Source organism: Pantoea sp. B9002 (assembly GCF_013385945.1).
Lineage (GTDB): Bacteria > Pseudomonadota > Gammaproteobacteria > Enterobacterales > Enterobacteriaceae > Pantoea.
This window is the reverse complement of the sequence record NZ_JACAPA010000059.1, coordinates 114621-141023: the sequence shown is the minus strand read 5'-3', so window position 1 is coordinate 141023 and position 26403 is coordinate 114621. Positions and strand designations below refer to the sequence as shown.

16 protein-coding genes are annotated in these 26403 nt (G+C 59.3%); 13 read left to right on the top strand and 3 right to left on the bottom strand.

The window, feature by feature from the left end:
* Positions 1 to 56 precede the first annotated feature (56 nt).
* Positions 57 to 683, bottom strand: a complete 627-nt coding sequence (locus tag HX773_RS23880; RefSeq protein WP_176973590.1) for a serine protease — start codon at positions 681 to 683, stop codon at positions 57 to 59.
* A gap of 362 nt (positions 684 to 1045) precedes the next feature.
* On the opposite strand from HX773_RS23880, the gene HX773_RS23875 reads away from it, so the two are divergent.
* Positions 1046 to 2209: an MFS transporter gene (locus HX773_RS23875; protein ID WP_176973589.1), complete on the top strand. Its 1164-nt coding sequence runs from the start codon at positions 1046 to 1048 to the stop codon at positions 2207 to 2209.
* Here HX773_RS23875 and HX773_RS23870 read toward each other — a convergent pair.
* Positions 2206 to 3126, bottom strand: a complete 921-nt coding sequence (locus HX773_RS23870; RefSeq protein WP_176973588.1) for a LysR family transcriptional regulator — start codon at positions 3124 to 3126, stop codon at positions 2206 to 2208. The genes HX773_RS23875 and HX773_RS23870 overlap by 4 nt on opposite strands.
* Positions 3127 to 3236: 110 nt before the next feature.
* On the opposite strand from HX773_RS23870, the gene lysA reads away from it, so the two are divergent.
* Positions 3237 to 4490 carry a diaminopimelate decarboxylase gene (gene lysA / locus HX773_RS23865; RefSeq protein ID WP_176973587.1) on the top strand — a complete coding sequence of 418 codons (1254 nt, stop codon included), beginning with the start codon at positions 3237 to 3239 and terminating at the stop codon, positions 4488 to 4490.
* A complete protein-coding gene (locus HX773_RS23860) occupies positions 4490 to 4939 on the top strand; it encodes a GNAT family N-acetyltransferase (RefSeq protein WP_176973586.1) in 450 nt (149 codons plus the stop codon). Before lysA ends, HX773_RS23860 begins: the two co-directional genes overlap by 1 nt.
* 155 nt (positions 4940 to 5094) lie before the next feature.
* Here the strand turns inward: HX773_RS23860 and galR are convergent, their stop codons facing one another.
* Complete coding sequence (gene galR / locus HX773_RS23855) at positions 5095 to 6096, bottom strand: HTH-type transcriptional regulator GalR (protein WP_176973585.1); 1002 nt, start codon at positions 6094 to 6096, stop codon at positions 5095 to 5097.
* A 196-nt stretch (positions 6097 to 6292) separates the two neighbouring features.
* On the opposite strand from galR, the gene HX773_RS23850 reads away from it, so the two are divergent.
* From HX773_RS23850 to HX773_RS23805, 10 genes are all read left to right on the top strand, one after another.
* Entirely contained in the window at positions 6293 to 8554 is a 2262-nt protein-coding gene (locus HX773_RS23850) for a molybdopterin-dependent oxidoreductase (RefSeq protein WP_176973584.1), read from the top strand.
* Between the two features lie 273 nt (positions 8555 to 8827).
* Positions 8828 to 10558 carry a penicillin-binding transpeptidase domain-containing protein gene (locus HX773_RS23845; RefSeq protein ID WP_061719881.1) on the top strand — a complete coding sequence of 577 codons (1731 nt, stop codon included), beginning with the start codon at positions 8828 to 8830 and terminating at the stop codon, positions 10556 to 10558.
* A gap of 405 nt (positions 10559 to 10963) precedes the next feature.
* Positions 10964 to 11152, top strand: a complete 189-nt coding sequence (locus tag HX773_RS23840; RefSeq protein ID WP_101761981.1) for a toxin-antitoxin system HicB family antitoxin — start codon at positions 10964 to 10966, stop codon at positions 11150 to 11152.
* 304 nt (positions 11153 to 11456) lie between these two features.
* Positions 11457 to 12593 (top strand): efflux RND transporter periplasmic adaptor subunit, encoded by a 1137-nt coding sequence (locus HX773_RS23835; protein WP_176973583.1) that lies wholly within the window; start codon positions 11457 to 11459, stop codon positions 12591 to 12593.
* Positions 12594 to 12602: 9 nt separating this feature from the next.
* Positions 12603 to 15713, top strand: a complete 3111-nt coding sequence (locus tag HX773_RS23830; RefSeq protein WP_176973582.1) for an efflux RND transporter permease subunit — start codon at positions 12603 to 12605, stop codon at positions 15711 to 15713.
* 119 nt (positions 15714 to 15832) lie between these two features.
* Positions 15833 to 17233 carry an efflux transporter outer membrane subunit gene (locus HX773_RS23825; RefSeq protein WP_176973581.1) on the top strand — a complete coding sequence of 467 codons (1401 nt, stop codon included), beginning with the start codon at positions 15833 to 15835 and terminating at the stop codon, positions 17231 to 17233.
* Positions 17234 to 17375: 142 nt separating this feature from the next.
* Positions 17376 to 18623: an MdtA/MuxA family multidrug efflux RND transporter periplasmic adaptor subunit gene (locus tag HX773_RS23820; protein WP_176973580.1), complete on the top strand. Its 1248-nt coding sequence runs from the start codon at positions 17376 to 17378 to the stop codon at positions 18621 to 18623.
* Positions 18620 to 21772, top strand: a complete 3153-nt coding sequence (locus HX773_RS23815; protein ID WP_176973579.1) for an MdtB/MuxB family multidrug efflux RND transporter permease subunit — start codon at positions 18620 to 18622, stop codon at positions 21770 to 21772. The genes HX773_RS23820 and HX773_RS23815 overlap by 4 nt, the downstream gene beginning before the upstream one ends.
* Positions 21769 to 24873 carry an efflux RND transporter permease subunit gene (locus tag HX773_RS23810; RefSeq protein WP_176973578.1) on the top strand — a complete coding sequence of 1035 codons (3105 nt, stop codon included), beginning with the start codon at positions 21769 to 21771 and terminating at the stop codon, positions 24871 to 24873. The genes HX773_RS23815 and HX773_RS23810 overlap by 4 nt, the downstream gene beginning before the upstream one ends.
* Positions 24874 to 26268, top strand: coding sequence for an efflux transporter outer membrane subunit (locus HX773_RS23805; protein WP_176973577.1), 1395 nt, complete (start codon positions 24874 to 24876; stop codon positions 26266 to 26268).
* Positions 26269 to 26403 lie beyond the last annotated feature (135 nt).

Sequence of the window (26403 nt, the reverse complement as noted above, 5' to 3'; positions counted from 1 at the left end):
GGACAGCCAGCACCGACAGCCAGCACCGACCAGAATGGGGGACAGCAGGCACAATCCTAAGACTTCACCACCCCATCCAGCCACGCCTGAAACCGTGCATACGGCACATACAGCGCCACATTCTTAAACAGCGTCTTGCCGCTTTTATTGTCATCAATCTGGCTGCTGTAACCGACAATCACGCCCGCCAGCGTATCATCGCTGGCGTTATACACCGCGCCGCCGGACATGCCTTTCACCACGCCGGCATTGGCCGCCACCACCACACAGCTGGCTTTGTTCCAGTCATTCGCCAGCGTGGTATTGATCAGATTCTTGCCGCTCGACGCCACCGGCATCGCCGAAACAAAGCTGTAACCATACAGATTCACGTCGTCGCCGATATGGCTATTGCGGAACGGCGGCGGCAGATTGGCTTCGCTGTTTTTGTGGTACACCACAGCGATATCGCATTCGGGATGCCAGGCTTTCACCCGATAGAGCGAATACTTCGCCACGTGAGCCGCCGTCAGGCTGTATTCGGGCGTGAGAGGAATGGTGGTGCCAAGCGCACCAATGCCCAGCACCGTTGGAATGCCGGTGACGGTCATATCGACGCGTTTTGCTGCTTCTTTGCTGTATTCGTAATGCCCAACAGAGCAGCCGCTTAGGCAGCCAACCGTTAGCGCGATGAGCCATCGCATACGCTTTCCCCTCGATTTTTGACACCACATAACCGGGCAATCCATTGAGGTATCGGCAGTGCACGTCCATCCTTTACTGATTGATTTTGCGTCAAAAGCTGACTGGCTGTGATAACGATCACATCCTTTTCAAGCGTAGCGCGGAAACATCAATCTGTCTCAATGGTTAGTCAGTGACATTTTCGCGTGCGGGGATTATTGCTGCGGGCGCAAAATAGCCTTGCGGCGCGCGGGCTGGTTGGCATGGAAGGGCTATGCTTTAATAACAGTGTGACGCAGTTCAAATTTTAATAAGCGTCTGTTGTAACCGTACTGCGCTCGCAGTGCGGCCCGCCTGCAAAAAATTATTGGGAGAGTGTGTTATGCCTGTTGCATTACTGGCGCTGGCGCTGAGTGCGTTCGCCATCGGCACCACGGAATTCGTCATTATGGGATTGCTGCCCGAAGTGGCGGGCGATCTGCAAGTGACCATTCCTTCTGCGGGATGGCTGATCAGCGGTTACGCGCTGGGCGTCGCCATCGGCGCGCCGATCATGGCGTTGCTGACCGCCAAACTGCCGCGTAAACGTACTCTGATTTTGCTGATGATCATCTTTATCATCGGTAACGTGCTCTGTGCATTGGCCTACACCTACAACCTGCTGATGCTGGCGCGTGTGGTGACGGCGCTGTGTCACGGTGCGTTCTTCGGCATCGGCGCGGTGGTGGCAGCAAGCCTGGTCGCGCCGGGTAAACAAGCTTCTGCTGTGGCGCTGATGTTCACCGGCCTGACGCTGGCCAACGTGCTCGGCGTGCCGCTCGGCACCTGGTTTGGTCAGATGTTTGGCTGGCGCGCCACCTTCTGGGGCGTGGCGATCATCGGCATCTTGGCCTTTATCGCGCTGATTGTGAGCCTGCCGACCAACAAAGAAGAGAAGCCGGTGCATCTGGCGAGTGAAATCAGTGCGCTGGCCAACGGCAAACTGTGGCTGTCGCTGCTGATGACGGTGTTCTTTGCGGCGGCGATGTTTGCGCTGTTTAGCTACATTGCCCCGCTGCTGTTGCAGGTGACCGGCATCTCGGATCGTGGTGTCAGCTGGACGCTGTTCCTGATTGGCGCGGGTCTGACGGTCGGCAACATCCTCGGCGGCAAGCTGGCTGACTGGAAAGTGTCGTTCAGCCTGATCCTCAGCTTTGTGCTGATTGCGGTGTTCTCGCTGCTGTTCAGCTGGACCAGCCATGCGCTGTGGCTGGCGGAAATCACGCTGTTCCTGTGGGCGATGGCGACCTTCGCCACCGTGCCGGGCTTGCAGATTAACGTGGTACGCCACGGCAAAGATGCACCGAATCTGGTCTCCACGCTGAATATCTCCGCCTTTAACGTCGGCAATGCGCTCGGCGCGTGGGTCGGTGGCGCGGTGATCGAGAAAGGTTATGGCCTGACGTCAGTGCCGGTTGCCGCTGCTGCGCTCGCCGCGGTCGGCCTGGTGATCTGCCTGATCACCTTCCGCAAATCGGGCGGGCAGGGCAAAGCGGTCAACGCTTAAGCCAGCCGCTCGGCAATACGTTGTGGAAACGCGGCCACGTGCTGTTGCAGGTGGTCGCAGAAGTGATCGACCAGCGCCGAAGCCGGTCGATGCTGCGGCCGCACCAGACTCACGGTGAAAGGCACAGCAATACTGAAGCGACGCATCACCACACCGCTGTCGGCGTAATCCAGCGCTGTCAGCGGATTCACAATCGAAATCCCCACGCCCGCGCGCACCATCGCGCACACTGACGCCGCGCTGTGCGTCTCCAGCACCAGACGACGCTCCACATTCTGCTCATGAAACAGTGAATCCAGCAGCTGACGATAGCTATCGCTGCGCGACAGGCTGACGTAGTTTTCACCGTGGAAATCCTGCGGCGTCAGCACCTCGCGCTGACACAGCGGATGCTGTGGCGGCAGCACGCACACTTCGTCACAGGTCAGCAGCGGTAAGCGTTCGGTGCCCGCCGGAGCGTGTTGGGTTTCGGTCAGGCCGAGATCGTAACGCTGCGCCGAGAGCCACTCTTCCAGCAGCGGCGACTCCTGCGGAATGATATTCAGGCTGACCTGCGGATAGCGCTGAAGAAAGGGCTGCAGCAGCGGCGGCAACAGCGACTGCGAAAACACCGGCAGGCAGGCGATCGACAATTCGCCCTGACGAAACTGACGCAATCCTTCAGCGGCATCCATGATGCGATCCAGTCCGTACCACGAGCGCTGCACCTCTTCATACAGCCGCAAGCCTTGCACCGTCGGCTGCAGGCGGCCGCGCACCCGTTCGAACAGCTGCAGGCCGAGCTGCTGCTCCAGGCGCGCCAGTTCGCGGCTCACCGTGGGCTGCGAGGTATGCAGCAGCGTCGCCGCCTGCGTCAGGTTGCCGCTGGTCATCACCGCGTGAAAAATTTCGATATGTCGCCAGTTAATTTTTGCCATCATCTCCTCCGCTGATCCCATATCATATTTGTATAGATGTCGCTAAAAAAGATATTTTTCTGAATTGATGCGCTGTGGCTAAATAGCCTCAATGACACAGGAGAATTGACATGCCACGCCCACTCAACAACACCGAAACCGCGTTAACTGCCGCCAACTTACTGCCGCTGGCGCAGCGTTATGCCGGCCCATTCTGGGCTTACGATGCGGCGATTATTCAGCAGCGCATTGCACAACTCGGCGCCTTTGACGTGGTGCGTTTTGCACAGAAAGCCTGCTCCAATATCCACATTTTGCGTCTGATGCGCGCGGCGGGCGTCAAAGTCGATTCGGTGTCGCTGGGTGAAATCGAGCGTGCCATTGCCGCCGGTTATCAGCCGGGCGGCGAAGATATCGTCTTCACCGCTGATGTGTTCGATCAGCCAACGCTGACGCGCATCGCCGAGCTGAAAGTGCCGGTCAATGCCGGTTCGGTGGATATGCTGCATCAGTTGGGCGAGCTGTCGCCGGGCCACGCGGTGTGGCTGCGCATCAATCCTGGTTTTGGCCACGGTCACAGCCAGAAAACCAACACCGGCGGTGAGAACAGCAAACACGGCATCTGGCACAGCGATCTGCCGCTGGCGCTGGCGGCGATTCAGCAGCACGGCCTGCGTCTGGTCGGCCTGCATATGCATATCGGTTCCGGCGTGGATTACGGCCATTTGCAGCAAGTGTGTGACGCGATGGTCGATCAGGTGGTGGCGTTTGGTCAGGATCTCGAGGCGATTTCTGCCGGCGGTGGTCTGTCGATTCCGTATCGTTTTGGCGAAGAAGCCATTGATACCCAGCACTATTACGGCTTGTGGAACGGCGCGCGTGAGCGTATCGCCGCGCATCTCGGTCATGCGGTGAAACTGGAGATCGAGCCAGGTCGTTTCCTGGTTGCCGAATCGGGCGTGCTGGTGTCACAGGTGCGCGCAGTGAAAGAGATGGGCAGCCGTCACTTTGTGCTGGTCGATGCCGGTTTCAGCGATTTGATGCGTCCGTCAATGTACGGCAGCTATCACCATATTTCTCTGCTGCCGGTCGATGGCCGCACGCTGGGCGACGCCACTGTCGAGAGCGTGGTGGCCGGTCCGCTGTGTGAATCGGGCGACGTGTTCACGCAACTGGAAGGCGGCAAAGTGGAAACCCGCGCGCTGCCTGCGGCGCAGGTCGGCGATTATCTGGTGTTCCACGATACCGGCGCGTACGGCGCGTCGATGTCGTCGAACTACAACAGCCGTCCGCTGATTCCGGAAGTGCTGTTCGAGAATGGCGCGGCGCGTGAAATTCGTCGTGCGCAGACCATTCAGGAGCTGCTGGCGCTGGAGCTGATCTGATGAAGATCATCGCGCTCAGCGAAGTGCCGCATCACGCCACGCAGATCACCGATTGGCTGTGGCAGGCATTTGGCGACGGTACGTCGCGTGAGTTTTACCACAGCATTGTACGCAGCAGCCTCAACGGCGCCGATTTCCCGGTGACCTTTGTGGCACTTGATGGCGATATACCGCTCGGCACGGTGGGATTCTGGCGCTGCGATTTGATCAGCCGTCAGGATCTCACGCCGTGGGTCGCGGCGCTGTATGTTGAGGAATCGGCGCGCGGCCAGGGATTGAGCGAGGCGTTGCAGCAGCATGTGATCGCCTTCGCCGCTGAGCGCGGTTACGACAAGCTGTGGCTGTGGTCAACGTTTGGCGGTTATTACGAACGTTTTGGCTGGCAGTATCAGTGCGACGCGCTGGAGTTCCCGGATGTGCGGGTGAAGGTGTATTCGCGGGAGTTGTGATAGGTGCGTGCGCGTTGTCCCTCACCCCAGCCCTCTCCCGCAAGCGGGCGAGGGAGCAGCCCGAGCAAGCTGTGAATCTGAGGTTCACACCACCTAATCATTCCCTCTCCCGCTTGCGGGAGAGGGTTAGGGTGAGGGAAAGCGGGCACCTGGATTCAACCCGGCCCACTCACCGAATGCCGTCTTACCAGCGTGGGGCTAAACATATTGGTCACTTCCGGCATTTCGTTACCATTGGCTAGCGCCAGCGCCAGTTGCGCCGCCTGTTGCGCCATGGTGACAATCGGATAACGCACCGTCGTCAAACGCGGGCGCACATAGCGCGACACCAGCACATCATCGAAGCCAATCAGCGACATCTCTTCCGGCACGCGAATGCCGTTATCACTCAGCACCGCTAACGCACCGGCCGCCATCGAATCGTTGTAACAGGCTACCGCCGTGAACTGCTTGCCGCGTCCCATCAACTCGGTCATCGCCTGCTCGCCGCCCACTTCGTCTGGTTCGCCCCACGCCACCAAACGGTCATTACACGGCAAACTGTGCTCTTTCAGCGCGTCGTAATAGCCTTGCAGACGATCTTCGGCATCGGAAATGGTGTGAGTGGAACAGATAAAGGCGATTTGCGTATGGCCTTGCTGAATCAGATGGCGCGTTGCCAGCCACGCGCCGTAGCGGTCATCCAGCGCGATGCAGCGATGTTCAAAGCCTTTCAGCAGGCGATTCAGCAGCACCATGCCCGGCACCTGCTTCATCAGCATCTCTAAATCGTCGTCGGGGATTTTCTTGGCGTGCACCACTAATGCGGCGCAGCGATGGCGCATCAGTTGCTCAATCGCCTGACGCTCTTTTTGCTCATTATGGTAACCGTTACCAATCAGCAAAAAGTTGCCGGTCTGGCCCGCAACTTCATCCACCGCTTTGACCATCGCGCCAAAAAACGGATCAGAAACATCGCCCACCACTAACCCCAGGGTTTCGGTGGATTGCTGCGCCAGGGCGCGTGCGTTGGCGTTCGGGTGATACTGCAACTGCTCCATTGCCGCCGTAACGGCGAGGCGAGAACTCTCGCTGGCTTTGGGCGAATTATTGATGACGCGGGAGACGGTCGCAACCGACACCCCAGCCATTCGGGCAACATCCTTAATGGTAGCCATGCGATTATCGACATCCGGGAAAACGTTTACACATGCCACCAGTGTTACGGAAAACCCACCCTGTAGCAACCCGGCAGAATGCCAGCGCTGTCGCAAAAGCACGGAAAATCAGGCGCTCACAGCCGCGCTTTAGCTCGGTTACAGGCTCATGTTATGCTGCCAGACACGATTACACCTGCCTGCCGGACCTAAAACCATGAAAACTCGCGTGCCGCACCTGGCGCACTGGGGCGCATTCACTGCCGTCACCGAAAACGATCGCCTGATTGGCTGTGAACCGTTCTTCGCCGATGCCGATCCCTCGCCGATGCTCAACACCATTACTGAACTGGTCTATTCGGATAAGCGTATTCGCCAGCCGATGGTGCGCCGTTCATGGTTGAAGTCGCGGGAAAACAGCGATCGCACCTTGCGCGGTCGGGAAGATTTCGTGGCGGTGGATTGGGATACCGCGCTGGATTTGGTGGCGGAAGAGAATCGCCGCGTGCGCGATCGCTACGGCGCATCGGGCATTTTCAACGGCTCTTACGGCTGGTCATCGGCGGGACGCGTCAACCACGCGCGCACGCTGATCCGTCGCTTCTATTTTCAGGGCGGCGGCGGTGTCGACCAGCAAGGTAACTACAGCTGGGGCGCGGCGCAGTTCTTCCTGCCGTACGTGATTGGCACCTACATGCCGCTGACCGGCCGCGTCACCGATTGGCCGGAAGTGGTGCAGCATGCCGACATCTTTATCGCCTTCGGCGGCCTGGCGCTGAAAAACGCGCAGGTCGCATCCGGCGGCGCGGGGCAGCACAGCCTGAAACCGGCGCTGGAGCAGCTCAGCGCCAAAGGCACGCCGATCATCAACATCAGCCCGATGCGCGATGACTGCCCAGCGTTCGTCAATGCTGAGTGGATTCCGATTCGCCCGAACACCGACGTGGCGCTGATGCTGGCGCTGGGATATGAAATCACCCGACGTAACGCGCTGGATGAAAGCTTCCTCGCTAGTCACTGCACCGGCTGGCCGCAGCTGCGCGGCTATCTGCTCGGTGAAAGCGATGGCATCGCCAAAACGCCAGAGTGGGCCAGCAGTATTACCGGCATTCCGGCGGCGCGCATTGCTTTGCTGGCGCAGCAGCTGATTGGCAAACGCAGCTTTATTACCTGCTCCTATTCAGTTCAGCGCGCCCATCGCGGCGAGCAGCCGTACTGGATGATGATTGCGCTGTCATCGATGCTCGGTCAGCCGGGCTTGCCGGGCGGCGGTTTCTCCTTTGGTCACGGCTCGATGAACAGCGTCGGCAATCCGCGTCAGGATGGCCCGGCACCGATGATGAGCACCGGCCCGAATCCGGGCAATTTGTCGATTCCGGTGGCGCGCATCAGCGACATGCTGCTCAATCCCGGCCAGCCGTACGCATTCCAGGGCGAAACACAGCACTATCCGGATATCCATTTGGTGCACTGGGCGGGCGGCAATCCGTTCCATCATCATCAGCAGCTCAATCGTCTGGTAGAAGGCTGGCAGCGCCCGGATACCGTGATTGTGCAGGATATCGTCTGGACGCCGGCGGCGCAGATGGCGGATATCGTGTTGCCCGCCACCACCACGCTGGAGCGCAACGACATCGGCGGATCGTCGCGCGATCGCTTCGTGCTGGCGATGCATCAGGCGATCAAGCCGCAGCATCAGGCGCGCAATGATTTCGACATCTTCGCCGATATCGCCGATCGCCTCGGCTATCGTGATGTGTTCACCGAAGGGCGCAATGAGATGCAGTGGATTGAGCATCTGTATCAGCAGTGCGCGGTAGCGCATGCGCGCCGCGATATTCCGTTCCCGGAGTTTGGTGAATTCTGGGAGCGCGGGTTTGTCGAGATCCCCGAAGGCGGCAAGCCGTTCGTGTTTATGGATGATTTCCGCGCCAACCCAGAAACGCATCCGATTCAAACCGCCAGCGGTAAGATTGAGCTGTTCAGCCAGACCATCGCCGATTATCAGCTGGAGGATTTCGCCGGACATCCCGAGTGGCGCGAGCCGCAGGAGTGGCTGGGCGCGCCGCTCAGCGCGCAGTTCCCGCTGCATATGATCTCGATTCAGCCATCCGATCGACTGCACAGCCAGATGGATGCCACCGCCACGGTGCAAGCCAACAAAACCGCCGGCCATGAGACGCTGTATATGCATCCGCAGGATGCGGCAGCGCGTGATATTCAGGATGGCGATGAGATTGAGGTAAGCAACGCGCGCGGGCGCATGCTGGCCGGGGTGCGCCTGACCGACGGCTTAACGCCGGGCGTGGTGATCATCGCCACCGGCGCCTGGTTCGATCCTGGATTTGGTCGCGCCTGGCAGCCGTGGGATCGCGCCGGCAACCCGAATGTCCTGACATTGGATATCGGCACCTCGTCGTTAACGCAGGGCCCTAACGCCATGAGTTGCCTGGTGGAAATCAAAAAACATCTGATGTGAATGGGCAACGAATAATCTCATCGCTGGTTACATTTTGCCGGTAACTGTTGCGTTTAGGCGATGGTTTCCCAGCGTGCCGCCTTGCTACAGTCAGGGTCCCAGAGGTATTGATGGGTGAACATCAAAAAGTTTTCTTGATTACACCGACCTGCGCAGATGCGCAGGTTTTTTTTTGCTTAACGAATCGAAACACAGTTTTCCTGTCAACTCGCTTTACGTTTCTTTATAACTGCAAGCAATAAGCTTCAGATTCACTTACAGCAGCGGATTGCCATGCCTCCTATTAAAAAATTTCTGGGAAAAGACCAGATAAAAGCGCCCTTTAACCCGTTTCGTTTTCGCCTGATCTGCCTTGGCGTTTTCTGCTGTCTGGTGCTGTTGCTGATTTGCGTCGGTGACCTGCAGTTGATCAAGCATCCAATGCTGGAGCACGAAGCCGATCAGCGCTCGCTGCGTACCGTGACGCTGCCGACCAACCGCGGCACCTTGCTGGATCGCGACGGCCAGGCGTTAGCGCTGAGCGTTCCGGCGCGTGACATCATCGCCGACCCAATGCGCGTGCTGGAGGCGAATCCCGATTTCACCAGCGCCAAATGGGCTTATCTGGCGGCCGCGCTCAATCAGCGTCCGGAAGATCTGCGTGCGGCCATCACCGCCAACCCGAAAAAACGCTTCCTCTATCTGGGCCGCAAAATCGAACTCGGCATCGCCAAGGATATCGCCGAGCTGAAACTAAAAGGCATCAGCTCGGTGTATAACGACAGCCGCTTCTATCCGATGAGTGAAGCGGCTGCGCCGCTGATTGGTATCGTGGGGGCCGACAGCAACGGCCTGAACGGCATCGAGAAGGGCTTCGACCATGTGCTGCAGGGCGATCCGGGCAAAGAAGTTTATCGTCAGGACGGTGAAGGCAACATCATTGCGATGATCGATTACCAGCCGCCACAACAGCCGCCAACCGTGCAGCTCAGCATCGACAAGTTCGACCAATTCACGCTCTACAGCAAACTGCGCGACGGCGTGCTGCTTAACAAAGCGGATTCGGGCGCGGCGGTATTGGTGAAAATCGATACTGGCGAAATCCTGGCGATGGCTTCCTATCCGTCGTTCAACCCGAACAACTATGAAAACGCCACGCCGGCGCAGATGCGTAACTCGGCGATCAACGACAGCTACGAACCCGGCTCCACGGTGAAACCGCTGGTGGTGATGGAAGGGCTGGAGCGCCATCTGGTGCGCGCCGATTCAGTGATCGATACCACGCCGTACAGCGTCAACGGCCACTTAATTCGCGACGTTGGTCACTGGCCGCGCCTCACCATGACCGGCATCCTGCAGAAATCGAGTGACATCGGCGTCTCGCACATTGCGCTGGCGATGCCTGCTGAAGCGCTGGTTAACACCTATCAGGCGTTTGGCCTGGGTAAACCTACCGGGCTGGGATTGACCGGTGAGAGCGTGGGTTACTTCCCGCTGCACCGCGAGCGCTGGGCCGACATCGAACGCGCCACCTTCGCCTTTGGCTACGGCCTGCGCGTTACGCCGCTGCAGATTGCGCGTGAATACGCCACGCTCGGTTCGTACGGCGTCTATCGTCCGCTGTCGATCACCAAAGTAACGCCGCCGGTGTTAGGCAAACAGGTGGCGAATCCGCAGGTGGTGCAAACCGTAGTGCATATGCTGGAGAGCGACGTACTGCCGGGCGGCACCGGTGTGAGAGCGGCGGTGCCGGGTTATCGTCTGGCGACCAAAACCGGTACCGCAGAGAAGATGGGCACCAGCGGCAAGTACGATGGCGGTTATATCAACTACACCGCCGGCATCGCGCCTGCCAGCCACCCGGAAGTGGCGCTGGTGGTGATGATCAACCATCCCACCGCTGGCGATCACTTTGGTGGCTCGGTGGCGGCACCGATCTTCGGCAACATCATGGGCCCGGTCCTCAAGCACATGAACGTGGCACCGGATGCAATCTACAGCAAACCTTCCTCAGACAAATCTTAGTTAAATCAAAAGTGTAAGTGAGGTGTGGAGAATATTCACACCTCGTTTCACTTCCCCAAACACCGTTGCTTTTTGCACCTGTCTTTCACCGGCTCATCGGTGCGAGTATGGACATCCCAGAGGTATTGATGGGTGTGAAACAAGCTGCTTTGGCAGTACCCTGTTATTACACCGACCCACGCAGATGCGTGGGTTTTTTTTGCCTGTAATTTACTGCCGCGCGAACTCGCTCACACCTCTTGTCTGAGTCTTAACACTTCCCCGGCAACATAAAAATATCTGGTTGTGTAACCTGTCTGTAACGCACCGCGATGTCGCATTCCATGGCGGTTCGCTAGCCCCTTACGGTGTTGGTAGCGCTTTAGGGGGCGATTTTTTATTGCGATTCGTTGAGGCCAACCCGCGATGCCAAAAACCAAAGACCGCACGCCAAAAGGCGAGGGCCGCTCTTCGGCGTTTCAGTTACGTATTCACCCGGAGCTGCACGAGCAGCTGCGCAGTTTGACCGACGACGACAACGTTACGCTGTCGTGCTGGTTAAAAGAGCTGGCGCGCCGCGAGTTGAGACGTCGCGGCATAGAACCCAAAGGTTGAATCGGTTGTTATTGCGTGCACATAACCGTAGCGGCGCAATTCATTGCGCGCTTTTGATCTTTTCATCGATGTGAAAATGCGCAATAAATTGCGCCGCTACGGAATGTGCAATTCTTTATCCCACTGATCAATCCCGCGAAACGCTAAAAATCCCAACGATTTATGGCACGAAAGGTTTACCATTTTCCTTTGGAAAATATATTTTACGCAACCTTAACAACCCCGCTTATCCCGCCTCCCTACAATGGCTTTTTAGAGTCATTACCTTCGTGACTATTCCCTTCCTATCTTTTAGAGAACAACTATGCGCCTGAAACTTCTTTCTGCCAGCGTGGTGTTTTTACTGGCAGCCTGTGACCAGGGCGGAGCAAAGCCCGCCGCATCCGCCACCCCGCAAGTGGGCGTGGTCAATCTGAAAGCGCAACCCGTTACGCTTGTCAGCCAATTGCCAGGCCGCACCACGGCGGTGAGAACCGCGCAGGTGCGGCCGCAGGTGAGCGGCGTGATTGAAAAAATCCTGTTTACCGAGGGCGGTGAAGTGAAAGCCGGCCAGCCGCTGTATCAAATCGATCCGGCCACCTATAAAGCAGCCTACGACAAAGCCATGGCGACCTGGCAGAACGATGCGATGGTCGTGAAGCGCTATCAGCCGCTGGCCAACGCGCACGCCATCAGCCAGCAAACCTACGACGATGCGGTCGCCGCCGCGCGTGAAGCGCAGGCCGATGTGGAAACCGCCAAAGTGAATCTCGATTACACGCTGGTGAAAGCGCCGATCTCCGGCCACATCAGCCGCTCGCTGTATACCGCCGGTGCGCTGGTCACCAACGGGCAAACCGATTATCTCGCCACTATCACTCAGCTTGATCCGATCTATGTCGATGTCAGCGAATCCTCCACCGATCTGCTGCGCCTGCGCCGTGCGCTGGCCGACGGCAAAATCGCCAAAGTGGCCGACAACACCGCCGCCGTGGGCTTGTCGCTGGAAGATAACAGCCAGTACGCCGAGCAGGGCAAGCTGGCGTTCTCGGAAGTGAACGTCGATACCGCCACCGGCACCGTGGTGCTGCGCGCGGTATTCCCAAACCCGAATAACGAACTGCTGCCAGGCATGTACGTGCACGCCAGCTTCCCGCAGGGCATTCAGCAGCAAGGCATTCTGCTGCCGCAAGAGTCGATCATGCATGACACCAAAGGTCAGCCGTATGTCTTTGTGGTGAAAGGCGACAACACCATCGAGCAGCGCAGCATCCACACCGGCGAGATGATCAACGGAGAATGGCTGGTGACGTCGGGCTTGCAGCAAGGTGAAAACGTGGTGGTGAACAACCTGCAAAGCGTGCGCAGCGGGGTGAAAGTGACCACCACCGCCGCCAACACCAACGACACGCCATCCGCCAATGCGGTGAGTCTTTCGATGACTGACGCAGCAGCGCAATAAGGGGGCGGCATGTCGAAGTTTTTTATTGAACGTCCAATTTTCGCCTGGGTTATCGCGATTATCGTGATGCTGGTGGGCGCGATTGCCGCCATCAGTTTGCCGGTCAATCAATATCCCAACATCTCCGCGCCAGCGGTCTCCATTTCGGTAACTTATCCGGGTGCCAGCGCCGAAACCACGCAAAACACCGTGGTGCAGGTAATTGAGCAGCAGCTGAACGGTCTGGATGGTTTGCGCTATCTGGAGTCGAGCAGCGCCTCGGACGGCAGCGCGCAGATCATCGCCACCTTTAATCAGGGCATCAATCCCGATATCGCCCAGGTTCAGGTGCAAGATCGCGTGTCGCTGGCGGAGTCGCAGTTGCCCACCGATGTGACCCAGCAAGGCATCCGTATCCGTAAGTACCAGAAAAACTTCATGATGGTCATCGGGCTGATCTCCAAAGACGGCAAGCTGACCAACGGCGATCTGGCCGACATGCTGGTGTCGAAACTGGAAGATCCGATCTCGCGTACGCCGGGCGTCGGCGACTTCATGGTGCTGGGTTCCGAATACGCGATGCGCATCTGGCTCGATCCGGCCAGGCTATACAAATACAACCTGATGCCGAGCGATGTCACCACCGCGATTGATAATCAGAACGTGCAGGTATCGTCTGGTTCACTCGGCGGTTTGCCGACCATTCAGGGCGCGAAAACCGAGGCGACGATCCTCGGCAAAACCCGCTTCACCACCGTGAAGCAGTTTGAGAATGTGCTGCTGAAGGTGAACAGCGACGGCTCGCAGGTGCGGCTGAAAGATGTGGGTAGCGTGGCGCTCGGGCCGCAAAGTTACGGCATCGATGCCACCATGAACGGCAAACCGGCCGCCGGTATTGCGCTGCGCCTGGCAACCGGTGCCAACGAGCTGGATACCGCCAAAGCGGTGCGCCAAACCATCGCCGACCTGAAAGATTCGCTGCCGGATAACGTCGAGATCCAGTATCCGTACGACACCTCGCCGGTGGTCAGCGCCTCGATTGAAGAGGTGGTGAAAACGCTGATCGAAGCGGTGGTGCTGGTGTTCTTCGTGATGCTGATCTTCCTGCAAAACCTGCGCGCCACGTTGATCACCACGCTGGTGGTGCCGGTAGTGTTGCTGGGTACCTTCGGCATTCTGTCGGCGTTTGGTTACAGCATTAACACCCTCACCATGTTCGGGATGGTGCTGGCCATCGGGCTGCTGGTGGATGATGCCATTGTGGTGGTGGAGAACGTTGAGCGTGTGATGCACGAAGAGCATCTCGATCCAAAAGCCGCCACCATTAAGTCGATGCAGCAGATTCAGGGCGCGCTGTTTGGCATTGCGCTGGTGCTGTCGGCGGTGCTGCTGCCGATGGCGTTCTTCTCCGGATCGACCGGCGTGATTTACCGCCAGTTCTCGGTCACCATCGTCTCGGCGATGGCGCTGTCGGTGATCATGGCGCTGATCTTCACGCCTGCGCTGTGCGCCACCTTGCTGAAACCGGCGGCGGCGGAGCACAAAACCACCGGATTCGCCGGTTGGTTCAACCGCAAGTTCGACAGCGGGGCGATGCACTATACGCGCGGCGTCAGCAAAGTGATTTCCCGTCGCGGCCTGTTCCTGGTGATCTATCTGGTGATCGTCGGCGTGACGGGCTTTTTGTTCACCCGCGTACCAACCACCTTCCTGCCGGGCGAAGATCAGGGCTTGATGATGGTGCAGATTACGCTGCCGGTGAATTCGTCATCGCAGCGTACCCAACAGGTGATCAACGATCTCAACGCCTATCTGCAACAGAACGAAGCGTCGGTGGTGACCACCACCTTTGGCGTGGCGGGCTTTAACTTTGCCGGTCGCGGCCAGAGCAATGCGATGGCCTTTGTGCGCCTGAAAGATTGGGGCGACCGCACGCACAGCGGGCAAAGCGTGCAGGATCTGGCGAACCGCGTGATGGCGCACTTTGCCAACTATCAAAACGCCAAAATCTTCGCCATGGTGCCGCCAGCAGTGATGGAGCTGGGTAACGCCACCGGTTTCGATCTCTATCTGCAGGATACCGGCGCGCACAGTCATCAGCAGATGATGGATGCCGCCCATCATCTGATTACGCTGGCGAACAACGATCCGCATCTGGCGCAGGTACGTCTCAACGGGCTGGAAGATGAGCCGCAGTATCAGCTGGAGATCAATGATGAGAAGGCCAGCGCGCTCGGCCTGAGCATGACCGACATCAACAACACCTTGTCGGTGGCGTGGGGCTCCAGCTACATCGATCAGTTCATGTATAACGGCCGCGTGAAAGAGGTCTATCTGATGGGCAAAGCGGACTCACGCGTCACGCCGTCAGATCTCGACAAATGGTACTTCCGCAACAGCAGCGGCACCATGGTGCCATTCTCCGCCTTCGCCTCGGGCAAATGGGTGTACGGCTCGCCGCACTTTGAACGCTTTAACGGCTTAACCGCTGAAGAGATCCTCGGATCGCCCGCGCCGGGCCAAAGTACCGGTGAAGCGATGAAGGCGGTGGAGCAGCTGGCGAAGCAGCTGCCGCACGGTTTCCGCGTGCAGTGGTACGGCATTTCGTATGAGGAGCAGGCATCCGGCAGCCAAACCACGCAGCTCTATCTGATCTCGATTCTGGTGGTGTTCCTGTGTCTGGCGGCGCTGTACGAGAGCTGGTCGATTCCCTTCTCGGTGATCATGGTGGTGCCGCTCGGCATCCTTGGCACCATCAGCGCGGTGCTGCTGCGTGGCCTGCAGAACGATGTGTTCTTCCAGGTCGGCTTGCTGACCACCGTGGGGCTGGCGGCGAAGAACGCCATCCTGATCGTGGAGTTCGCCAAAGAGCTGCATGAGCGCGAGGGCAAAACGCTGGTGGAAGCGGCGGTGGAAGCGGCGCGGCTGCGTATCCGTCCAATCATCATGACCTCAATGGCGTTTATTCTCGGCGTGCTGCCGCTGACCATCTCCAACGGCGCGGGCGCAGGCAGCCAGCACTCGATTGGTACGGCGGTAGCGGGCGGGATGATCACCGCGACTTTCCTCGCCATTTTCTTTGTGCCGATGTTCTACGTGGTGGTTTCGCAGTTCTTTGCGCGTAAGAAAAAAGCATCTTAGCGGCGCAATTTATGCGCGATGAATCGCGCCGCTACGGAAGCGTGCACGTATTTGTAGCGGCGCAATTTATTGCGCTTACAGCATCTTGGGTAGACATAACAATGAAGAGATCGCTAACCATGAACCACAAGTTTTTCCAGCGCGCGTTATTACCGCTGGCGTTGGCATTGGCCGGTTGTACGCTGGCACCGCACTATCAACGCCCGGCGCTGCCGGTGGATGCTAAATACGATCAGGCGACGCCGGTCGGCAACGTCGCCGATTTGCCGTGGCAGAACTTCTTCACTGATGCCACGCTGCGCAACCTGATCCAGCTGTCGCTCGATAACAACCGCGACCTGCGCGTGGCGGCGCTGAATGTGCAAGAGGCGCAGCAGGGCGTCACGGTACAGCGCGCGGCAATGATGCCGTCGATCAATGCCACGGCCAGCCAGACTTCGGCGCATGAACCGGCCAATCTCTACAACACCAAAACCAGCGGCGCGGTGACCTATCACGAGCTGAACAGCGGCTTGAGTGTGACGTCGTGGGAGCTGGATTTCTTTGGCCGCCTGCAGAGCCTGAGCGATCAGGCGCAGGAAACCTATCTGTCGAGCGCCGCCACCGAACGCGCCACGCGCATTTCGCTGATCGCCGAAGTGGCGACGGCGTGGCTGACGCTGAGTTCGGATAACGATCTGCTGCATCTGGCGCAACACACCGCGCAAAGCCAGCAGGAATCGTATCGCCTGACCAAGCTCAGCTACGACGGCGGTGCCAGCAGCGATCAGGATCTGGCGCAGGCCGAAAGCACGGTGCGGGCGGCGCAGGCGGACGTGGCGAGTTACACGCGCCAGGTGCGGCAGGATGTGGATGCGCTGCGCTTGCTGGTCGGCACCGATCTGCCCGCCACGCTGCTGTCGCACGCCACGCTGGACGCCAACTGGCAGTTCCCGGCCACGCCGGCTGGCTTGCCGTCGGATCTGCTGACGCGTCGCCCGGACATCATGGCTGCGGAGCACACGCTGAAGGCGGCCAATGCCAATATCGGCGCGGCGCGTGCCGCCTTCTTCCCGAGCATCACGCTGACCGCGTCCGGCGGCTCCACCAGCAGCTCGCTCGGCAGCCTGCTGGGCGGCGGCACCGGCGCATGGTCATTCATGCCATCGATTAACCTGCCGATTTTTGACGGCGGTAAAAACCAGGCCAACCTGAATATCGCGCATATCGAGAAACGCATTGAAATTGCTGACTATGAGAAAGCAATCCAGACCGCGTTCAAAGAGGTGAATGATGCGCTGGCCGGTCAGGATACCTGGCAGGATCAGCTGACCGCGCTGCAACAGGAGGTTGGCGCCAATCAGCGCGACTACGACTATTCCGAATTGCGCTTCAAGCAAGGCGTAGACAATTATCTCAATGTGTTAGTGGCCCAGCGATCGCTTTACAGTTCGCAGCAGTCACTGATCAGCGCGCATCTGGGGCAGCTGAGCCAGAAAATCACCCTGTACAAGGCGTTAGGTGGCGGCTGGAAATCTTAACCGCCTTAACGAAACCCTTACGGTTCGCGTATGGAATTCGCGCGGGCATTCAACCGATAATGCGCGTAGTGATGATTTCCCCTTGAAATAATCCCCTGTTTTACAGGGGATTTTCCGTTTTCTGGCTAACCTGAAGATCCTGATGACTAACAACGCTTCCCGCTCCCCGTTTTCCCGCTGGCTGAAATGGCTCCTGTTATTGCTTGTGCTATTGATTGTGGCGGGCGTGATCTGGCGCGTAGTCGGTGGCCATGGCGGCATGCCGGGCGGCGGAAAACAGCCGGGCGCACGCGGCGGTCATCGCGGTGGCGCGGGTGGCCCGCCGGGCATGGCGATGATGATGGGCGGTGCCACGCTGGTACACAGCGGCGTCGCCAGCAGCGCGGATGTGCCGGAATACCTCAACGCGCTCGGCACGGTGATCCCCAACGCCAGCGTCACGGTCACCAGCCGCGTGGCCGGACAGCTGGAAAAAGTGTTCTTTACCGAAGGGCAGAAAGTCAGCGCCGGACAGCTGCTGGCGCAGATCGATCCGCGCAGCTATCAGGCGACGCTGGCGCAGTATCAGGGCGATCTCAATCAGAATCAGGCGTTGCTGAAAAGCGCGCAGTTAACGCTGGTGCGTTACCAGAAACTGGCGGCGCAGGATTCGCTGTCGCGCCAGGATCTCGATACCCAAACCGCCACCGTTGGGCAATACCAAGGCGCGGTCGCCGCTGATGAAGCGCAGATCGCCAGCGCTAAGCTGGATATCGACTACGCGCGCATCACTTCGCCAATCAGCGGTCGTGTCGGTTTGCGGCTGGTCGATCCTGGCAATATGGTGCAAACCACCGATACCACCGGCATTGTGGTCGTCACGCAAATGCAGCCTGCCGCCGTGACCTTTAGCGTGCCGCAGAGCAACATTCCGCAGCTGACCAAAGCGCTGCACGGCGAGCAAAGCCTGCCAGCGGTGGCGTTTGATCAGGACAACAGCACGCAGTTGGCGCAAGGCGCGGTCAAATTCATCAGTAACCAAATCGATACCGCCACCGGCACCATCGAGCTGAAAGCCAGCTTCGCGAATGAAGACGAAGCGCTGTTTGCCAATCAGTTTGTCAACCTGCGACTGCAAACCAACATCCTGAAAAATGTCACGGTGATCCCGGCGCAGGCGCTGCAACTCAGCAGCGACGGCAGCTTCGTGTTTGTTATCAATAAAGACAACACCGTGACGCGCAAAGCGGTCACCACCGGGCCAACGTTTGGTGAAGATCAGCAGGCGATCCTCAAAGGGGTGGAACCGGGCGATCGTCTGGTCACCGAAGGCATCGATCGCCTGACCAACGGCAGCAAAGTGCAGCTGGCTGATGCGCCGAAAACCACCGCGAGCGCCGAGGCCAAATGAATCCGTCTCGCCTGTTTATCCAGCGTCCGGTCGCCACCATTTTGCTGATGGTTGGCGTGCTGATCGCCGGTATCTTCTCCTACCGTTTTCTCTCCACCTCGGCGCTGCCGCAGGTGGATTACCCGACCATTCAGGTCACCACGCTCTATCCCGGCGCCAGCCCGGATGTGATGGCGTCGTCCGTCACCTCGCCGCTGGAGCGCCAGCTCGGTCAAATGGCCGGCCTGAGCCAGATGACCTCCACCAGCTCCGGCGGTTCGTCGATCGTTACGTTGAAATTCAGCCTCGATCTGTCGCTGGATGTCGCCGAGCAGGAAGTACAGGCGGCCATCAACGCCGCCAATAATTTGCTGCCGAGCGATCTGCCCAATCCGCCAACCTACAAAAAGGTCAATCCAGCCGATACCGCAGTGATTACGCTGGCGGTGAGTTCCGACACGCTGCCCCTGACGCAGGTGCAGGATCTGGTGAACACGCGCGTGGCGCTCAAGCTGTCGCAGATTAACGGCGTCGGCATGGTGACACTGGCGGGCGGCCATCAACCGGCGATCCGTGTGCAGATGGACCCGAAAGCGCTGGCGGCGCATCAGCTGTCGCTGGAGGACGTCAACACGCTGATCGGCAACAGCAACGTGAACGGCTCGAAAGGCGGCTTCGACGGCAAGTATCACTCGGTGACCATCGATGCCAACGATCAGCTGCGCACCGCCGATGAGTACGGCAATCTGATCATCACTTACCAAAACGGCGCGGCGCTGCGGCTGAAAGATATTGCGCATATCGAGCAGGGACCGGAGAACAGTTTCCAGTCGGCGTGGGCCAACAACAGCCCGGCGATTGTGATAAGCGTGCAGCGCCAGCCGGGTGCCAACGTGATTCAGGTGGTGGACAGCATCAAAGCGCAGCTGCCGAAGCTGCAGGCGGCGCTGCCGGACGGCGTCAAGATGAGCATTCTGTCGGATCGCACGCAAACCATTCGCGCCTCCATCAGCGACGTGCAGTTTGAGCTGATGCTGTCGGTAGCGCTGGTGGTGATGGTGACGTTCCTGTTCCTGCGCAACGTGGCGGCGACGCTGATTCCCAGCGTGGCGGTGCCGCTGTCGCTGATTGGCACCTTCGGCGTGATGTATCTGGCTGACTTCAGCCTGAATAACCTGTCGCTGATGGCGCTGACCATCGCCACCGGCTTCGTCATTGACGATGCGATTGTGGTGGTGGAGAACATTTCGCGGCGGCTGGAAGAGGGCGAAACGCCGATGCAGGCGGCGCTGAAAGGCTCGCAGCAGATTGGCTTCACCATCATCTCGCTGACCTTCTCGCTGATTGCGGTGCTGATTCCGCTGCTGTTTATGGGCGACGTGGTTGGGCGGCTGTTTCGCGAATTTGCCATCACGCTGGCGGTGTCGATTCTGGTGTCGATGGTGGTGTCGCTAACCCTGACGCCGATGCTGTGCGCTTATCTGTTGCAGCACATTCCGCCAGAAAAACAGTCGCGCTTCTCGCGTAAAGGCGGCGAACTGTTCGACAAGCTGGTTCGCGGCTACGACCGCATGCTGACGGTGGTGCTGAACCATCAGAAGCTGACGCTGCTGGTGGCGCTGGCGACCTTTGCGCTTACTGCGCTGCTCTACATCGCCATCCCGAAAGGCTTCTTCCCGACCCAGGATACCGGGCTGATTCAGGGCGTCACCGTGGCGTCGCAGGATGTGTCGTTTAGCGAGATGTCGAAGCGGCAGCAGGCGCTGGCGAAGGTGATTTTGCAAAATCCGTCGGTGGAGAGTTTGTCCTCAACCATCGGCATTGATGGCAGCAACACCAGCCTGAATAGCGGGCGCATCCAGATCAACCTCAAGTCGTTTGACCAGCGCGACGACAAAGCCGACGTGGTGATCAAACAGCTACAACAGGCGGCGCAGCAGGTGGCGGGCATTCAGCTCTATCTGCAACCGGCGCAGGATTTGACCGTTAACGATCAGGTGTCGCCGAGTCAGTATCAGTTCACGCTGGATGATGCCGACAGCGAAAACCTGGTGAGCTGGACGCCAAAAATGGTCGCTGCCTTGCAGCAGCGTCCGGAGTTTAACGGCGTGGTGAGCAACCTGCAGGATCAGGGCCGCGTCGCCTACGTCGAACTCAACCGCGATAAAGCGGCGCGCTACGGCATTACCGCCGCCGACGTCGATACCGCGTTGTATAACAGCTTCGGTCAGCGTCTGGTCTCCACCATCTTTACGCAGGCCAACCAGTATCGCGTGGTGCTGGAAGTGGCGCCGCAATATCAGCAATCGCCCGCCTCGTTTGATGATGTCTATCTGCCGGTAACCAGCGCTAGCAGCAGCACTTCCACCACGGATGACACCACCACAACCACCACCGGCATGGTGAAGCTCACGTCCATCGCCACCATTCACCAGCGCACCGGTTCGCTGATGCACATGCGCCTCAATCAGTTCCCGGCGGTGATGGTGTCGTTCAATCTCAATCAAGGCTATTCGCTGGAGGATGGGCAGAAGGCGATTGCCGCAGTGACGCAGCAGCTCAATCTGCCGTCGAGCATCACCTTGCGTTATCAGGGCGAAACCTCGGCGTTCCAGAGCGCCACCGGCAACACGCTGTGGCTGATTCTGGCAGCGTTGATCACCATGTACGTGGTGCTCGGCATTCTCTATGAGAGCTTTATCCATCCGGTGACCATTCTCTCGACGCTGCCGTCGGCGGCGGTCGGCGCGCTGTTGACGCTGCTACTGGCGGGTAGCGAGTTCAGCCTGATTGCGCTGATTGGCGTGATCCTGCTGATCGGTATCGTCAAGAAGAACGCGATTATGATGATCGACTTCGCGCTGGAGGCGGAAAACAAGCAGCACATGAGCGCGCGGGACGCGATTCATCAGGCGTGTTTGCTGCGCTTCCGCCCGATTCTGATGACCACCATGGCGGCGCTGCTCGGTGCGCTGCCGCTGATGCTGGCGTCCGGTTCCGGTGCCGAGCTGCGCCAGCCGCTCGGTCTGGTGATTGTTGGCGGTTTGATTGTCAGCCAGGTGCTGACGCTGTTCTCCACGCCGGTGATTTACCTGTGGTTTGATGGCATCGCGCAGCGCGGCAAGCGCTACATGCAGCGCAAGCAGCAGCAGGCGCGGGGCGAGCGATGAACTTAACCCGGCTGTTTATCTTCCGCCCGGTTGCCACGTTATTACTGACGCTGGCGATCCTGCTGCTGGGCGCGTTGGGCTATCGGCTGCTGCCGGTGGCGCCGCTGCCGCAGGTGGATTTCCCCACCATCATGGTCAGCGCCAGCCTGGCCGGTGCCAGCCCGGAAACCATGGCGGCAACCGTCGCCACGCCGCTGGAGCGTTCGCTGGGGCAGATCGCCGGTGTCACCGAAATGACCTCCAGCAGTTCGCAGGGATCGACCAGCGTGATTTTGCAGTTTGACCTCGATCGCGACATCAACGGCGCGGCGCGTGACGTGCAAGCGGCGATCAACGCCTCACGCAGTTTACTGCCGAGCGCCATGGAGTCGCTGCCGACCTATCGCAAAGCCAATCCATCCGATGCGCCGATTGTGATGCTGGCGCTGACTTCCGCCACGCGCACGCCGGGCGAACTCTACGATCTGGCCGAAAGCAAAATCGAGCAGGCGATGGGCCAGGTGAAAGGCGTGGGCGAAGTGTCGCTGATGGGCAGCGCCTTACCGGCGGTGCGAATCGATCTGCAGCCGCTGAAGCTGACGCAATATGGCATTTCGCTGGATACGGTGCGTAGCGCCATCGCCAACAGCACCAGCAATAAGCCAAAGGGCATTTTGCAGGGCAGCAGTCAGTCGTGGGTGGTGGACAGCAACGGCCAGTTGGATAAAGCCGCGCAGTATCAGGATCTGATCGTTACGTATAAAGAGGGCAAAGCGGTGCGGCTGCGTGATGTCGCCACCGTTTATGACTCCGTTGAAGATCAGTATCAGGCCGGTTTCCTCAACGCCATGCCATCGGTGATGGTGGGCATTAAGCGCCAGGCCGGTGCCAACATGCTCGACACCATTGATGCCATCAAAGCGCAGCTGCCGGCGCTGGAAAAAGATCTGCCCGCCGATACCCAGCTGAAAGTGGTGGTGGATCGCTCGCCGACGGTGCGCGCCTCGCTGTACGACACCGAAGAGACGCTGCTGGTGGCAATGCTGCTGGTGATCGCGGTGGTGTTTGTGTTTTTGCGCAACGTGCAGGCGGTGATTATCCCGGCGCTGGCGCTGCCGGTCTCGCTGATTGGCACCTGCGCGGTAATGTATTTGCTGGGTTACAGCCTCGATAACCTGTCGCTGATGGCGCTGATTATCGCCACCGGCTTTGTCGTCGATGACGCGATTGTGGTGCTGGAAAACATCACGCGCCATATCGAAGAAGGGCTCAGTCCGCTGCGTGCGGCGCTGCGTGGCGCGCAGGAAGTGAGTTTTACCGTGCTGTCGATGACCATGTCGCTGATTGCGGTGTTCATCCCGATTCTGCTGATGGGCAGCATCGTCGGGCGCTTGTTCCGCGAATTTGCTGTGACGCTGACGGTGTCGCTGCTGATCTCGATGTTTGTCTCGCTGAGCCTGACGCCGATGCTGTGCGCGCGTTTGCTCAAGCCAAAACCCAAAGTCACCAAACGGCCGCATCCGCTGTATCAGTTTATCGAAAACCAACTTAACGCGTTGCTGGCGGCTTACTCGCGCGGGTTAACCTGGGTGATGGCGCACCAAAAGCTGACGATGTTCAGCCTGGTGCTCACCGTGCTGCTGAACCTGTTTCTGTTCTCGGTGGTGCAGAAAGGCTTCTTCCCCAATCAGGATACCGGCCTGCTGATGGGCGCGCTGCGCGCCGATCAGAACATCTCCTTCCAGGCGATGAAGCCGAAAATGTTGCAGTTCACCAACATCATCCAGTCCGATCCGGCGGTGGAGAGCGTGATGTCGTCGATGGGCAGCGGCATGTTCGGCTCGCGCAACAGCGCCAACTTCTTTGTGCGCATGAAGGATTTTGACAAGCGCGATGCCACCGCCACCGAAGTGGCGAACCGCCTGAGTATGAAAACCAGCCACATCGCCGGCGCGCAGATGTTCCTGATGGCGGCGCAGGATCTGCACATCGGTGGACGTAGCGCCAACGCCACCTATCAATACAGCTTGCAGGCCGACGATCTCGATCTGCTGCGTGAGTGGACGCCCAAAGTGCAGGCGGCGCTGGCGGCGATCCCGCAGCTGAATAGCGTCGATTCTGATTCGCAAACCGGCGGTCAGGAAGTGGTGATCAACATCGATCGCGACCGCGCCCAACGGCTTGGCGTTAACGTGCAGATGCTCGACACCATGCTAAATAACGCCTTCAGCCAGCGCCAGGTCGCCACGCTCTATCACACGCTCAATCAGTATCATGTGGTGATGTCGCTGCAGGATAGCTACACGCGCGATCCGGCGATTCTGCAGCAGCTGTATGTGATTAACGACAGCGGCGATCGCGAGCCGCTCGCCGCGTTCGCCAGCTTTAAAGGCGGCAACGCGCCGCTGTCGGTGGCGCATCAGGGCCAATCCGCCACCAGCACCGTGGCGTTTAACCTCAACGATGGCGTGTCGCTGGAGCAGGCGCAGGCGCTGATTAAGCAGGCGATGGCGCAGCTCGGTTTACCTTCCACCATTCAGGCCGGTTTTGCCGGCACCGCCGCCGCATTCGCCCAGCTTACCGCCACCATGCCGTGGCTGATTATCGCGGCGCTGGCGGCGGTGTATATCGTGCTCGGCGTGCTGTATGAGAGTTACATCCATCCGATCACCATTCTCTCAACGCTGCCGTCGGCGGGCGTGGGCGCGCTGCTGTTGCTGCTGCTGACCAACACGCAGCTGACGGTGATCGCGCTGATCGGCATCATCCTGCTGATTGGTATCGTGAAAAAGAACGCCATCATGATGATCGATTTTGCGATTCACGCCGAACGCAGCAAAGGCATGACGCCGCAGCAGGCGATCACCCAAGCCTGTTTGATGCGTTTCCGGCCGATCATGATGACCACGCTGGCGGCGTTCTTCGGTGCGCTGCCGCTGGCGCTGGGCAGCGGCGGCGATGCCGACTTACGTAGCCCGCTGGGGCTGGCGATTGCCGGTGGTTTGGCGCTGAGCCAGTTGCTGACGCTGTTTACTACGCCGGTGGTTTATCTCTGGCTCGATCGTTTGAGCCGCGCCACGCAACGTCAGTGGCTGCGGTTGCGTCATGTGGAATCCCGATAGATGAAAATATCCCTGAAAATTACGCCGTTGCTCACCGTGATGCTGCTGGCAGGCTGCGCGGTTGGCCCCGATTATCAGCGCCCGAGCACGGCGATGCCGACCCATTTCAAAGAAGCCAAAGGCTGGACGCAGGCGACGCCGCAGGATGCAAACAGCAAAGGTGAATGGTGGCTGGTGTATCACGATGCCACGCTGGATAGCCTGCTGAAGCAGGTGAGCATCTCCAACCAGAACGTTGCCAGCTACGCCGCGCAGTACCGCGAAGCACAGGCGCTGGCTGGGCAATCACGCGCGGAGTTGTTGCCGTCGGTGGGCTACGACGCCAGCAGCACGCGCAGCGGCAGCCGCGCCAGCGCCACCGGACAGCGCAGCGTCAGCAACAGCCATGCCGCCGATCTCAGTGCCAGCTGGGAGCTGGATGTGTGGGGCAAACTGCGACGCACGCTGGAGGAGAACAACGCCAGCGCCGAAGCCAGCAAAGCCGAGCTGGCGAATATCACCCTGAGCGCGCAGTCCGAACTGGCGCAGGACTATTTCCAGCTGCGCATTATCGACGATAAAATCGCGCTCTATCAGCGCAGTATCGCGGCCTATCAGCGCTATCTGACGGTGATTCAAAACAAATACGCGGCGGGCAGCGAATCGCGCGCCACCTTAGCGCAGGCGCAGATGCAGCTGGAGAGCGCCCGTGCCTCGGCGCAGGATTACCAGTGGCAGCGTGCGCAGATGGAGCACGCCATTGCGCTGCTGCTGGGCCGCGCACCGGCGGATTTCTCCTTGCCGGTGGCGACGCTGGAGGCGGCGCTGCCTGCGATTCCAAACAGCGTGCCGTCGCAGCTGTTGCAGCGCCGTCCCGATATCGCCTATGCCGAGCGCAACGTGGCGGCGGCGAATGCGGCGGTCGGCGTGGCGATTGCCGGTTACTATCCCGACCTGACGCTGAGCGCCAGCGGCGGTGTGAGTTCATCGGCGATCAACAGCCTGTTCTCGCTGCCCAATCGCGTCTGGTCTTTGGGGCCGGAGCTGAGCGGTACGCTGTTAGATTTCGGAGCCACCTCAGCGAAAGTGGATCAGGCACGCGCCGCCTATGATGCCAGCGTCGCCAGCTATCGCCAGTCGGTGCTGACCGGCATGGGCGAAGTGGAGGATTATCTGGTGCAGCTGAACACCTTGCAGGGCGAAATCGCCGCGCAGCAGCGCGCCACCGACGCGGCGCAGGAATCCGCGCGCGTGACGCGCAATCAGTATGACGCCGGGATGATCGACTATCTCGACGTCGCCACCACCGAAAACAGCAGCCTGAGCGCGCAGCAGAGTTTGCTGTCGCTGCAGAGCACGCAGTGGGTCAGCAGCGTCGGTCTGATCGCAGCGCTGGGCGGCGGCTGGCAGCCATAAATCAGGTCAAAACAACGCGATAAATCGCGCCGCTACATAAGCGTGCACATTCCGTAGCGGCGCAATTTATTGCGCAATGTTGGTCGGGGCTAAAAATGTCAAACCAGCACGAATATCACCGCGCCACTTGTCGAA

What these genes read in the sequence shown, in the direction of transcription:
- HX773_RS23880 (WP_176973590.1), bottom strand. Translation starts at nt 683, where the DNA reads ATGCGATGGCTCATCGCGCTAACGGTTGGCTGCCTAAGCGGCTGCTCT.
- HX773_RS23875 (WP_176973589.1), top strand. Translation starts at nt 1,046, where the DNA reads ATGCCTGTTGCATTACTGGCGCTGGCGCTGAGTGCGTTCGCCATCGGC.
- HX773_RS23870 (WP_176973588.1), bottom strand. Translation starts at nt 3,126, where the DNA reads ATGGCAAAAATTAACTGGCGACATATCGAAATTTTTCACGCGGTGATG.
- lysA (WP_176973587.1), top strand. Translation starts at nt 3,237, where the DNA reads ATGCCACGCCCACTCAACAACACCGAAACCGCGTTAACTGCCGCCAAC.
- HX773_RS23860 (WP_176973586.1), top strand. Translation starts at nt 4,490, where the DNA reads ATGAAGATCATCGCGCTCAGCGAAGTGCCGCATCACGCCACGCAGATC.
- galR (WP_176973585.1), bottom strand. Translation starts at nt 6,096, where the DNA reads ATGGCTACCATTAAGGATGTTGCCCGAATGGCTGGGGTGTCGGTTGCG.
- HX773_RS23850 (WP_176973584.1), top strand. Translation starts at nt 6,293, where the DNA reads ATGAAAACTCGCGTGCCGCACCTGGCGCACTGGGGCGCATTCACTGCC.
- HX773_RS23845 (WP_061719881.1), top strand. Translation starts at nt 8,828, where the DNA reads ATGCCTCCTATTAAAAAATTTCTGGGAAAAGACCAGATAAAAGCGCCC.
- HX773_RS23840 (WP_101761981.1), top strand. Translation starts at nt 10,964, where the DNA reads ATGCCAAAAACCAAAGACCGCACGCCAAAAGGCGAGGGCCGCTCTTCG.
- HX773_RS23835 (WP_176973583.1), top strand. Translation starts at nt 11,457, where the DNA reads ATGCGCCTGAAACTTCTTTCTGCCAGCGTGGTGTTTTTACTGGCAGCC.
- HX773_RS23830 (WP_176973582.1), top strand. Translation starts at nt 12,603, where the DNA reads ATGTCGAAGTTTTTTATTGAACGTCCAATTTTCGCCTGGGTTATCGCG.
- HX773_RS23825 (WP_176973581.1), top strand. Translation starts at nt 15,833, where the DNA reads ATGAACCACAAGTTTTTCCAGCGCGCGTTATTACCGCTGGCGTTGGCA.
- HX773_RS23820 (WP_176973580.1), top strand. Translation starts at nt 17,376, where the DNA reads ATGACTAACAACGCTTCCCGCTCCCCGTTTTCCCGCTGGCTGAAATGG.
- HX773_RS23815 (WP_176973579.1), top strand. Translation starts at nt 18,620, where the DNA reads ATGAATCCGTCTCGCCTGTTTATCCAGCGTCCGGTCGCCACCATTTTG.
- HX773_RS23810 (WP_176973578.1), top strand. Translation starts at nt 21,769, where the DNA reads ATGAACTTAACCCGGCTGTTTATCTTCCGCCCGGTTGCCACGTTATTA.
- HX773_RS23805 (WP_176973577.1), top strand. Translation starts at nt 24,874, where the DNA reads ATGAAAATATCCCTGAAAATTACGCCGTTGCTCACCGTGATGCTGCTG.